The sequence below is a fragment of the Paraburkholderia sp. Cy-641 genome, assembly GCF_011752945.1.
In the GTDB taxonomy this organism is placed as follows: Bacteria; Pseudomonadota; Gammaproteobacteria; order Burkholderiales; family Burkholderiaceae; genus Paraburkholderia.
In genome coordinates this window covers 96,798-108,818 of the sequence record NZ_VWWM01000004.1, presented here as the reverse complement: position 1 = coordinate 108,818, position 12,021 = coordinate 96,798, and the positions used below count along the sequence as shown (strand labels likewise).

The 12,021-nt window shown below is 62.1% G+C and carries 11 protein-coding genes; 3 read left to right on the top strand and 8 right to left on the bottom strand.

Features of this window, described 5'->3' with window-relative positions; all coding sequences use genetic code 11:
• Positions 1-11: 11 nt before the first annotated feature.
• A complete protein-coding gene (gene ppk2, locus F3J20_RS03545) occupies positions 12-938 on the bottom strand; it encodes a polyphosphate kinase 2 (RefSeq protein ID WP_167281943.1) in 927 nt (308 codons plus the stop codon).
• 248 nt (positions 939-1,186) lie between these two features.
• The gene (locus tag F3J20_RS03540; protein WP_167281941.1) at positions 1,187-1,588 is read right to left on the bottom strand and encodes a VOC family protein; all 402 of its coding nucleotides are present in this window, start codon (positions 1,586-1,588) and stop codon (positions 1,187-1,189) included.
• A gap of 235 nt (positions 1,589-1,823) precedes the next feature.
• On the opposite strand from F3J20_RS03540, the gene F3J20_RS03535 reads away from it, so the two are divergent.
• Both F3J20_RS03535 and F3J20_RS03530 read left to right on the top strand, forming a co-directional pair.
• Positions 1,824-2,870, top strand: a complete 1,047-nt coding sequence (locus tag F3J20_RS03535; RefSeq protein WP_167281939.1) for a trypsin-like peptidase domain-containing protein — start codon at positions 1,824-1,826, stop codon at positions 2,868-2,870.
• Between the two features lie 165 nt (positions 2,871-3,035).
• Entirely contained in the window at positions 3,036-4,238 is a 1,203-nt protein-coding gene (locus F3J20_RS03530) for a Fic family protein (RefSeq protein ID WP_167281937.1), read from the top strand.
• Positions 4,239-4,262: 24 nt separating this feature from the next.
• Here F3J20_RS03530 and ggt read toward each other — a convergent pair whose 3' ends face one another.
• From ggt to F3J20_RS03500, 6 genes are all read right to left on the bottom strand, one after another.
• Positions 4,263-6,008 carry a gamma-glutamyltransferase gene (ggt, locus tag F3J20_RS03525; protein ID WP_167281935.1) on the bottom strand — a complete coding sequence of 582 codons (1,746 nt, stop codon included), beginning with the start codon at positions 6,006-6,008 and terminating at the stop codon, positions 4,263-4,265.
• A gap of 350 nt (positions 6,009-6,358) precedes the next feature.
• Positions 6,359-7,753 carry an MFS transporter gene (locus F3J20_RS03520; protein ID WP_167281933.1) on the bottom strand — a complete coding sequence of 465 codons (1,395 nt, stop codon included), beginning with the start codon at positions 7,751-7,753 and terminating at the stop codon, positions 6,359-6,361.
• Between the two features lie 252 nt (positions 7,754-8,005).
• A complete protein-coding gene (locus tag F3J20_RS03515) occupies positions 8,006-8,770 on the bottom strand; it encodes a phosphocholine cytidylyltransferase family protein (protein ID WP_167044679.1) in 765 nt (254 codons plus the stop codon).
• A gap of 27 nt (positions 8,771-8,797) precedes the next feature.
• The gene (locus F3J20_RS03510) at positions 8,798-9,826 is read right to left on the bottom strand and encodes a lysylphosphatidylglycerol synthase domain-containing protein (RefSeq protein WP_167281931.1); all 1,029 of its coding nucleotides are present in this window, start codon (positions 9,824-9,826) and stop codon (positions 8,798-8,800) included.
• A complete protein-coding gene (locus F3J20_RS03505; protein WP_167044685.1) occupies positions 9,823-10,641 on the bottom strand; it encodes a 2OG-Fe(II) oxygenase family protein in 819 nt (272 codons plus the stop codon). The genes F3J20_RS03510 and F3J20_RS03505 overlap by 4 nt, the downstream gene beginning before the upstream one ends.
• Positions 10,638-11,339, bottom strand: a complete 702-nt coding sequence (locus F3J20_RS03500; protein WP_167281929.1) for a CDP-alcohol phosphatidyltransferase family protein — start codon at positions 11,337-11,339, stop codon at positions 10,638-10,640. The genes F3J20_RS03505 and F3J20_RS03500 overlap by 4 nt, the downstream gene beginning before the upstream one ends.
• A gap of 249 nt (positions 11,340-11,588) precedes the next feature.
• On the opposite strand from F3J20_RS03500, the gene F3J20_RS03495 reads away from it, so the two are divergent.
• The gene (locus tag F3J20_RS03495) at positions 11,589-12,020 is read left to right on the top strand and encodes a hypothetical protein (RefSeq protein WP_167282055.1); all 432 of its coding nucleotides are present in this window, start codon (positions 11,589-11,591) and stop codon (positions 12,018-12,020) included.
• Position 12,021: the final 1 nt, after the last annotated feature.

Genomic DNA, 12,021 nt, shown 5'->3' with positions numbered 1-12,021 from the left:
CCAATCGCGCCTCAATACACCTCGGGCACGATCATCGTCTGCGGCACCGGCTGACGGCTATAGTCTTCGTGATAGACGCGCGACGGCAAATCGATCTGAGCATGCTCGATCTCGTGATACGGCACCTGGCTCAGCAGATGCTGAATACAGTTCAGGCGCGCGCGCTTCTTGTCGACGGCCTGCACGACCCACCACGGCGCCTCGGGAATATGCGAGCGTTGCAGCATTACTTCCTTGGCCTGCGTATACGCTTCCCAGCGACGCCGGCTTTCCAGGTCCATCGGACTCAGCTTCCATTGCTTGAGCGGATCGTGAATACGGTTCTGGAAGCGGATTTCCTGCTCTTCGTCGGTAATCGAAAACCAGTACTTGATAATCTGCACGCCGCTGCGCACAAGCATCTTTTCGAACTCCGGCACCGAGCGGAAAAATTCTTCGTACTCATCATCGGTGCAGAAATTCATCACGCGCTCGACACCCGCGCGGTTGTACCAGCTACGGTCGAACAGCACCATCTCGCCGCCCGCGGGCAGATGCGAGACATAGCGCTGGAAATACCATTGCGTGCGCTCGCGGTTATTCGGCGCGGGCAGCGCAGCGACGCGGCAGACGCGCGGATTAAGCCGCTGCGTAATGCGCTTGATCGCACCGCCCTTGCCGGCCGCGTCGCGCCCCTCGAAGATCACGACGACCCGATGGCCGGTCTGCACGATCCAGTCCTGTAGCTTGACCAGTTCGCCCTGCAGGCGGAATAGCTCGCGGAAGTACTGCTTGCGCGCCTCGCGATGCTCGGGCGTAAAGCTGTCCGGGCCGTCGATAATGCGGTCATCGACTTCCATTTCGAGCTCTTCGTCATAGGCATCGATGAGGTCCTCTTCGAAACGGCGTTGCCGCTCCGCCATGACTTCGGCTTCGGATCTCGGGTCAAGCTCTTTCATTGCGGCTCTCCTCGCAACAGAAATGGATTGGCGCGCAGCGGCAAGCGCGGCGCGGACGCAGTTGCTCGATTATCGGAGTAGAAGGTGTCATCCTTGTTACCGCATCGTAAGATTGCCGATGCATCGGTGCGACTCATGATAGCGAGGATAGCGAGTTTTGCGCGGTTCCCGGCGGCAAATTCGGCCGCCGATCCGATAGCCGGATCAGCGGCTGGATGGAGTCGCCAGCCTAATCGCAAACGCCGCCACTAGCCTAGCGGCCGGGCGAAACTCAGTTCGTGGCCATCCGGATCGGTGAGATGAAAATAGCGCTCGCCCCAAGGCGCGTCGGATGGCGCGAACGATGGCTGCAATCCCGCCGCGAGTACTTTGCGATAGAGCGCGTCGACATCCGATACATAGATAATCACGCGCCCCCACCAGTTGACCGGCGCGCGAGCATCGGCAATCAGATTCAGATAGGTCCCGCCGAATGCGAACGATGTAAACGTCTCCTGCGGGCCGCCGAATTTAAGCGGAAAACCGAGCGCTTCGTAGAACGGCACGGCGCGCCGCATATCGCCGGTGGCCAGCGTAATCGCACTCAGCGATTCGATCCGCGGTTCGGAAGAAGCGGTTTGCGACGATAACGAGGAAGCAGTTGCGGGCATAAAGCGTCTCCTTTTTATCGATAAAGCGCAGCGGCATAGGCATGGAGACCACACTATCGATATCGGTCCAGCACGCCCCACTTAACCTCGAATCAACTTCGAATTCGCGAGCCCGCACCCAACCGCCGGCATGCGGCAAGTGTCTCACACGCCGCCGTCCCATCCCCATGCGCGCGCCCTTGAAAAATCCTCGGCGCGCCCCGCATCTTTGTGCCCGCCTATCCGGAGCATCGCCATGGGAAGCCGCCCCCGCTTTATCGATGACCTGTCGAGCGCCGCATCCGACGCCCCCGGGCCCCAATCCACCGAACCGCTTAGCGACGACACTGCCCTGCTCGACGCCTATTCGCGCACCGTGATCGGCGCGCTCGAGCACGTCCAGCAGGCGGTCGCCTTTATCGCCGTCGAACGCCGCCTGCCGGGCGAGCCGTCCGGGCACGGCCGCGGCGCGCGCGGCGGCACCGGCTCGGGTTTTTTATTTACGCCGGACGGCTATCTGCTGACCAATAGCCATGTCGTGCATGGCGCGACGCATATTCAGGTGACACTCGCCGACGGCGCGAAATTCGACGCCGATCTGGTCGGCGACGACCCCGGCAGCGATCTCGCCGTGCTGCGCATCGGTTCGCCGGAGCCGCTGCCGCATGTCGAGCTTGGCGAATCGTCGAAGCTGCGCGTCGGGCAGATTGCGATTGCGGTCGGCAATCCGCTCGGCCTTCAGCAGACCGTCACGACCGGCGTGGTCTCGGCACTGGGCCGTTCGCTGCGCTCGAATTCCGGCCGCATGATCTACGACGTGATCCAGACCGACGCCGCGCTCAATCCCGGCAATTCGGGCGGCCCGCTTATCAATTCGGCGGGCCAGGTTATCGGCGTCAATACGGCGATCATCCCCGGCGCGCAGGCAATCTGCTTTGCAACGGCAATCGATACCGCCAAATGGGTCATCATGCAGATCTTTGCTTATGGCCGCGTACGGCGCGCGTATATCGGCGTGGCCGGCACGACGATGCCGCTGTCGCGACGTATGCAGCGCTATTTCGGGCTTAGCGCGCAAAGCGGCGTGCATGTAATGGAAATCGTCAAGGGCAGCCCGGCCGCGCTCGGCGGCTTGCGCACCGACGATACGATTGTCGCGATCGACTCACAGCCGGTGCAGGATGTGGATAGCCTGCAACGTACGCTCGACGCTTCGCGTATCGACAGGCCAGTCAGCGTGACCGTGCTGCGCGGCGCGCAGCGGGTGGAGCTGACGTTGACGCCGGTGGAGCAGGCGGGGTGAGGAAAGGGGTTGGCCGCGCCGCGGCCGGCCCCTGGGTAGGGCTGGGGCACTCTACATCGAACCCTACATTCAACCCTACATAAAAATAAATTAACCCTTATAAACCAATTAGTTGCGATATATAATCGAGGACATTAAACCCTACATAGAACCGTATTGTCTGTTATGACGACCGTCGTTTCATTCGAACCATTGTTTCCCGAGGAGCGCGTACTCGATCCGCTGCTCGAACGCACCGCCGAACTCGTCGATTCGTCACAAAAGCTGCTTGCCGTAAGCGGAACGCCACTTGCCGCTGCGCTCGTGCCGCAATTGCGGGCAATGAATTCGTACTACACAAACAAGATCGAAGGCCAGCACACCACGCCTGCCCGAATCGAGGCCGCGCTCAAGCGGAACTATTCCGCCGATATGGCCGAACGCAAAAAACAGCGCCTTGCGCTGGCGCATATCGCAACGGAAACCACGCTTGAAGAAGAGTGGTTTTCGCTCGGGGTATCCGCCCTGTTCGAACCCGCACGGCTTGCCGCCATTCACAACCGGTTCTTTTCCTATCTGCCGGTCGACGAGCGCTTTACCAGCGAGGGCGAGCCGATTGAACCCGGCAAGCTTCGCCAGGCGGGTGTCACGGTAGGCCGGCATCTGGCGCCGGAGCCCGAAATGATCGAGCCGCTACTCGATGCCTGGTCCACTCGATATGCGCGCATACGAATCAAGGATTACCAGTTGATCGGCATTGCCTGCTCGCATCATCGGTTGGCATGGATTCACCCGTTTGCGGACGGCAACGGCCGGGTCGCGCGCCTGCATTCGCATCTCGCCCTGCGTGCAGCCGATTTGACGCACGGTTTATGGTCCCCGCTTCGCGGCCTTGCGCGAGAACATGAGCAGTACTATGTCAGATTAAGCGAGGCCGATCAGCGGCGCCGTAATGATCTCGATGGCCGGGGCACACTCTCTCAGGAAGGCCTGGTGCAGTTCGCCCAGTTCTTTCTGGACTGTTGCCTGGACCAGGTCAGCTTTATGGTCCGCATGACCGGATTCGACGGCATTGCGGATCGCCTGCACGATCTATTGCGATATTTCGATTCCAATCCATGGATGATCGGTTCGGAAAAATCGGTTATCAAACCGGAAGCATCAGCACTGGCTATGGAATTCGTGGCGACGCGCCGCGCAGTCGCGCGCGCGGAATTCAATCAGATGCTCGGCGTAAGCGATGTTCTGGCGCGCCGGATTACGCGCTCCCTACTCGATATCGGTCTGCTCGATTCGCCTTCGCATCGCGGTGATCTTTCCTTTGGACTCCCACTAAAAAGCCTTCGCTTTCTATTCCCACGCTTGTGGCCCGAAGTCGACCAGGAATAGGCAAACCGCAACCCCCAACACCCTCTACTGAACCACCCGCGCCACCCCTCGCCCGCGCGGATCAGTCGCCGCTTCCGGCCTATTGCCATTGACCTGGATCACCTGAATATCGCCGACAAAATCCTGTCCTTCCAGCGTATAGCCCTTCGCTTCGATCTGCTTCGCGAGTTCGCCCTCGATCGGCTTATACGGCTCCCAGAAAATCGTATTCGCTGGCAATAGCTGATGATGGAAACGCATCGCGGCAACCGCATCGGGCAGCGGCATATCGTAGTCGTAGATATTGTTGATGACCTGGAAGATCGACGTAAAGATACGCGAGCCACCCGGCGTGCCGATGACGAGCGCGACCTTGCCATCTTTCGTCAGGATCGTCGGGTCCATCGACGATAGCGGCCGCTTTTTCGGCTCGATCGCATTCGCATCGGCGCCCACCACGCCAAATGCATTCGCGACGCCGGGCTTCGAGGAAAAGTCGTCCATCTCGTCGTTGAGCGCGATACCGGCGCGATCCACCACGACACCCGAGCCAAACGCGCCGTTGAGCGTATACGTATTCGAAACCGCATTGCCCCATTTGTCGACCACCGAATAGTGCGTGGTCTCGGACTTCTCCGGCATCGACGTGCCGAGGCCCGGCTGAATGCTCGCCGTATCCGAAGGCGTAACGGGATTGACCTCGGCCGCACGCTTCGCGAGATACGCATCGTCGATCAACTGCGCGACCGGCACCTGATAGAAGTCGGGATCGCCGAGATACTGCGCACGATCCGCAAACACGCGCTTCTCGATCTCCGCGATCAGATGCACATACTGCGCGGAATTGAGCGGCACGCCCTTGAAGTCGGGCGCGAGATCGGCCTTCATCTTCAACAGCTGCACGAGACCGACGCCGCCCGAACTCGGCGGCGGCGCGGTAATCACACGATAGCCGTTCCAATCGGCCTGCACCGGCTCACGCCATACGGCCTTGTATTGTTCGAGATCGGCCTTCGTAATCAGACCGTGACCGCGCATCGAGGCTGCGATCAGATCGGCGGTCTTGCCCGAATAGAAATCCTTCGCGCCCTGATCGGCAATACGCTGCAACACCGCGGCCAGATCGGGCTGCCTGAAGTGGGCGCCCTGTTTCAAACCGCCGAAATACGTATCGAAATTGGTCTTGCCCGCGAAGTTTTTCTCCGCTTCGTCGCGCCGCTGCTGTAGTGGCTGGCTGACTTCGAAGCCGTCGCGCGCATAGTGAATGGCCGGCGCAAGCACCTGCTTCCACTGGAGCTTGCCGAAGCGGCGCTGCGCTTCCCACATGCCTTCGACGGTGCCGGGCACGCCCACCGCGCGATAGCCGATAAGGCTCATATCCTTGATGACCTCGCCCTTGTCGTCGAGATACATGTTTGTGGTCGCGGCAAGCGGCGCGCGCTCGCGATAGTCGAGAAAGTAAGGCTTGCCGTCCATATACAACGTCATAAAACCGCCGCCGCCGATATTGCCCGCATCCGGAAACGTGACCGCAAGCGTAAAGGCGATCGCAACGGCCGCGTCGACCGCATTACCGCCTTGCCTGAAAATCTGCTCGGCGGCATCGGCGCTGTAGTTATCGGGCACGGCAATCGCCGAGCCGCTCAGCACGGCGGGCTGCGTTGTCGCGGGCGCCTTGGCAAGCGCGGGCGTCGCTTCGAGAAAACCAGTGGCAACAGACAGAAGCGTAACCAGCGCAAAACCGCTGGCCGAAACGCTAAGCGAAGCTTTGGCGCTGCGAAACGACTTCATTGCGATCTCCGTAAACGACGGTTTTATCCGTATGACGAATCGGGCTACCTTGGGCTTATAACATGCGCAGCAAGGTTTTGCTAAACCGCTATATGCCGTATGCCTCGGCGTACTGCCGCATAAAAAGCCTTGAAAAAGGCACTCAAGCGCAATGGGATGAACGTGGCTTGATACGTGCCGCCGCAATCGCACTGGCACTGGCGAAGTGCGAATCGGCTGGATAGAAGCAAAGCAATCGAAGCTGGGGAACGGTAAAACGGCGCAGCCGATGCCGCGAACGCGAGGCGTAAAACGATCGGCACAAATAGAGCAAGCGCGCACTACAAGCGCCGCGAATTGTGCTCACACGCTCACGTGCTCCCGCGAGCAATTTCGTCGCCCGCATCGTGCGGAAGACGCGCCGTAATCGGAATCGACAGGAACGAGAACAGGCCGACAACCACAAACGCCGGCCAGAAATCGGAGAACACGATCTTGGGATGGCCCTGCACGTAATGCGAAATCTGCAGCACGATACCCGAGATCGTCACGCCGAGCCCGAGCGACATCTGCTGGATCACGCTCGCCACGCTCGTGGCGCGGCCGATATCGCTGCCCGGAATATCCGCATAGGCGAGCGTATTGAGCGACGTAAATTGCAGCGACGGAAAAAAGCCGCCCACCAGCACGATGCACCAGATCAGCCAGTGCGGCGTACCTGGAAAAAACAGCCCATATGCGGCGATCGCAACACCCGCGCAGGCGGCATTGACCATCAGCACGGTACGAAAGCCGTAGTGCCCGAGAATGCGCGTCGCTAGCGTCTTCATAAAGATCGAGCCGAACGCGGACGCGCACGTGATCGCACCGGCTCTGAACGCGGTCATGCCAAGCCCTTCCTGCAACGCGAGCGGCAATAGAAACGGCACGGCGCCCAAGCCGATACGAAACAACGAACCGCCGATCACGCTCGCATGAAAGCTCGGAATGCGCAGCAGGCGCAGATCGAGCACCGGCAACTCGACACGGCCCGCGTACAGCACATAGGCCAGCAGCAGCGCGATACCGGTCATGCACATGCCGAACGATGCGCTACCCGAGACGAGTTCGCCGCCCACGAGCGAAAGCCCGAGCATAAACAGCGACGCGCCGCTCGCCGACAGCACGAAACCGATCCAGTCGAGCCGTCCGGGATGCGGCTCGTGCGTATTCTCGATGTATTTATTGGTCAGCCAGATGCCGAGCAGACCGATCGGCACGTTGATGACGAAGATCAGCCGCCAATGCAGATACGTCGTGATAAAGCCGCCGAGCGGCGGCCCCACTACCGGCCCGAGCAGCGCCGGCACCGCCAGATAGTTCATCGCGCGAATAAACTCGGACTTCGGCAGCGAACGGAAAATAATGATGCGCCCCACCGGAACCATCAGCGCGCCGCCAATGCCCTGCACGAAGCGCGCGGCAACGAAGGTATCGAGCGAGGTGGAGACCGCGCACAGCAGCGAGCCGGTGATAAAGATACCGATGGCCGTGCGGAACACGGTACGCGAACCGAAGCGGTCGGCCACCCAGCCGCAGATCGGAATAAAGACGCCCAGCCCGATTACATACGAGGTGACCGCAAGCTTCAGGGTGATGGGATCGTGGCCGAGGTCGCGCGCCAGAACCGGCAGCGACGTCACAATGACCGTGCCGTCCACGTTTTCCATGAACATCGCGCACGCAACGATCAGCGGAACGATGAAGGGGCCTAAGGCGAGCAGCATGGGCGTGGCGGCAGGCGGCTAGGCCGACGATTTAAAGCAGCGATTATGGCATCGCGGCGGCAACCCATGTTGTTGTGCGAAGGAATTTTCGCCACGCACAGCGGTGCGGACGACGCCGTGCCGGTATTGCACCGGGCTCGGTGTCTCCGTGTCGAGATTAGACAGTTAAGGGCTACCGCGTGGGATGCGGGGCGGCGGCGGAACGCGCCGCGTGTCCCGTCCAATGCCCCGCTCCCGGTTCCCCGCTACGGCTTAGCGCGACGCGCTAACGAGCGGCTGCAACTGCGGGAGGATCTCGTTGGCCGCGCGCGCGACGTCGTTCGGGAAGTCGATTTCGATCCACGGCGCGCCGGTCACGTCGGCGGTATCGAACACCTGGCTGCGTTCGAGCAGCAGGTCGCGCACCGCTTCTTCGTGAGGCATGTTGGCGCGGCCGCTGTCGATATAACCCGCCACAATCTGCGTAAAGCGGCGCGCGGTTTCTTCGCGGAAGCGGAAGAAGCCGACCGATTCGCCGATCGTGTCGTACTCGAGATTGACCGCCAGCTGCTTGCGCAATTCGACCGGCACGCCGTCTTTCAGACACAGCTTGACGGGCTCGTCGCCCGCCTCGAAATCGCGGTCGATCAACAGACGGTTGACCGATTCACCGGCCACCAGCGCGCTCAGGATGCGTTCGTCGTAGAGCACGTCGGCGTCCATCAGCAGCACGTCGCCACCGCGCGTCAGCGCATCGGCCACGGTATGCACGGTCAGCACGCTGCCGAGATCGAAGCGCGGGTTCAGCACGGTCTCGACCCGATGCGGCCAGCCGATGCGCGCGAGTTCCGCCTGCACCGATTCCGGTTGAAAGCCGAGCGCCAGCACGACGTCGGTCACCCCGGCGGTTTCGAGCATTTGCAGATGCCGCTCGAGCAGGCTCATGCCGTCGAACTGCAGCAGGCACTTCGGAAACTGGGCCTGTGGCGGCTGCTGAAGACGCAGGCCGAGGCCTGCGGCGAGAATGATGGCGCGCATGCGCGGTCCTTTGAAAAAATACGGAGATCAATCGGCAACCGGCACGCGCCGCGTGGCGCGCCGCCGTTGCCAGCTTCTTTCGCTGAAGTGCAAAACCAGCAGACCCGGCAAGCCGAGCAGGATTTCACGCGCGCGCTTGGCGAGCGAAAGCGCCAGCGCCGCGTCGGGCGGCAGGCCAACGAGCGGCGCGAGCAGCAGATACCCCCCCTCCTGCACGCCGAGCGAGCCCGGAATCATAAAGGCCGCGCCGCGAATCGCCTGGCCGATGCTTTCGAGCAGCAGCGCATCGATCCAGCCGACCGGATGGCCGAGAAAACGCAGCGCGAGCCATACCTCGACCGTACCGACGACCCAGCCGACCAGGCTCAGCGCAAAGCTCGCCGCCACCCGGCCGCGCTCGCGATAGAGCGACTGCACGGCGGCGTCGACGGCTTCGGCGCGCGTCATCAGCGAGGACCAGTCGCGCTTGCCGAACACCTTCGACACCATGCCGAGCAGCCGGCCGAACAGGCCGCGCCGCTGCGCATAGTAGAAACCGGCGATCAGCGCGCCGAGCACGGCCGTGGCGATCAGCGTGGCCATGCGCAGGTCGTGCAGCGCGCCGTGCGCCGCATATGCGCCGAACAACGCTAGGCCGCCGAGCGCGAAAACGATTTGTGCGAGCGCCTGCCAGGTCGTGCTGACGGTGATCGCGGCGGCCGCGTCGCGCAGCAGCATGCCGCGCTGCGACAGTTGCCGCACCATCACGACCGGACCGCCGATCTGCCCGGCCGGCAGCAGGCTATTGACCGATTCGCCGATCCAGCGTGCGAACAGCGCATCGCGCAGCGAGAGATCGTAAGCGGTGTTCTCGCGCGCGGCGCCGCTGCGCCGAAGCAGCACCGAGATCGCGCCGGCATCGAGCACGAGCGGCACGAGATGGAACGCCGCGACGACCACGAGCCCCCAGCCGGCCGCCAGCAAGGTCGAAGCCACCGAGCCGAAGCCCTGCCACGCGAGCAGGCCGACGAACAGCGCCGTGCCGATCGACAGCAGAAGCAGCGCCACGCGACTCATGCAGCGCCCTTGCCCCGCGAGACCATCTGACGGAACACCTGGCGGAAACCGAAGTACGCAATCGCGTCTTTCATGTTCGAGACGAAACGGCGCCACGGCCGCATGTTGGGGTCCGTGACATATTCGAACGTAAGCGACACGCGCATTTCTTCGGCGCCGGCCGGCGTGATGCGATGGCGCAGCTTGTCGCCGTCGAAAAACACGAGGCCGCCCGGCGGAATCTGCACCGCGCCCGGCACGTCGGGCACGTCGGGATTGCGCGTGTGCAGCTCGTATTCGAGCCGGCACGACGATTCGTCGATCACGCCGAGCAGCAGCGTGTAACGGCGTCCGTCGTAGTACGAAGTATCGTAATGCCAGCCGATATGGTCGCCCGGCCGCGTGTAGTAATAGAGCGCGTAGGCATGCGGATCGTCGGCGGGAGAAACCTGCAGCTTGTCGCCGCTCACCTGCTCGAGCCAGCCGATCAGCTCTTTCGAGCGATACAGTTCGGCGATAAACGGCGCAAGACGGTCGATCATATGGCGGCTCACGCTGCCGCCCTGCTTGTGACCCGGCAGATAGCTGCGGTTCACGTTATCGAGCAGGGCGCGCGCGCTGTGAACCAGCTGCGCGGTGGCTTCCGGCGCGAGAAAGTCGTCCAGATAAAGAAACGCACCCTGTGCCGCGAAGTCTTTGCGCAGACGCGGATTGTCGAACGTGCGGGTGCGACTTGCGACCGCGCGGTCCGCGTCCGGTGCGGGCGCGGCAGATGCTGCGACAGAGGCGGTTGCCACGGGGGATGCGATCACGTCGTCTTCGGCGTGGATACTCATTTGCTGGTCCAAAGTTGACTGGTTTCGGAGGCTTTGGCGGCGCCGGCTGCCAGCCGGGCGCTGCGGCGCGACACGCGCACATAATCGATCACGACCCAGACGGCGAACAGCGGCGCGCCGATCGACGCCACCACGACGAACGGCGTCACGACGTTCGTCAGCGTGACGATAGGTAGCAGGTACAGCACGTCTTCGGTTTCAAAGCCGCCCACCGACGCCTGCTTCGTGCCGGCCTTGCCGGCCATTTCCTCGATGCGCATGCGCAGGAAGAAGATCAGCGCGACCGCAATGCCGGCTACCGCGCCCAGCACGCCGGGCGCGAGTTTCAGGCCGCCGATCTGCGTGCCGCCGACACCGATGCCCATGCCGACGAACAGCATCACGGTGACAAGCGCGTCGCAGGCAAGATCGTAAAAATGACCGATACGGCTCGACTTGCCGCCAATACGCGCAAGCTCGCCATCCGTATGATCGACAAAATTGGAGAGCACAATCAGCAATGCGCCCGCATTGGCCGACGAAAAACCGCCGCGGGCGAGACACAGCGCGCCCGCCACGCCGATCAGAAGGCGCAGCGTGGTCAGGTGATTAGGAGTGACCCAGGTATCGACTAGCGGTGTCACGAGCCGGCGTGCGAGCCGGGCGTCCCATGTGCGGGGCGCTGGAACGTTTAATGGAGGCGGAGCTTTCGAAGTCATAATCTGCAAATATATACGGGTTCACAAAAGATTGCTTTCTTCCCGTACGTTTCTCTTCGATCCGACGATGACAGGGGTGTGTCGGTCACGCAGCGGGATTCACCGAATCGCGATAAAGTGCGAATCCTGTTGCGCCTGTCACGCCCGATCACCTTGATACACAAGGCCTCGCGGGCCTGCACGCGAGGCCATCGGCCGTTGCAAAACCACGACAGCGAACCCGGATTGCCGCTCAAGCTCATGACCCTCATGAACCGTTTTCTTGCCACCCTGCTGTTCAGCGCGGCCGCCGCGCTGCCGCTGCCCGCGCTGGCCGTTGCGCTCGACGCGCCGCTCGCCTGCAACGAAAGCGGCCATCAGTTCATTGCCGATCTGATCGGGCAGCAACTGATCAACCCGAAGCCGACGCATGTCGAAAGCAATTCGATCAACGCGTTTTCGCCGGTACCCCATGCCGATCTGACCGCGTTCGGCTTTCGCGTCTTCGCGGTGGTGGGATTCGAAAAGGACGATCCGATATTCCGTACCGGCGACGGCGAACCGCTTGCGCAGTCGGCGTATGGCGCGGTCGTGTTCGCCAGCGAAGACAAGGTGAAAAGCGCACTGGCGGATGCCGGCAGCACGGCGATCGTGCACCGCGTCGCGCCGTTCATCACCGCGATTTTCTGCAAGCGGAACTGAC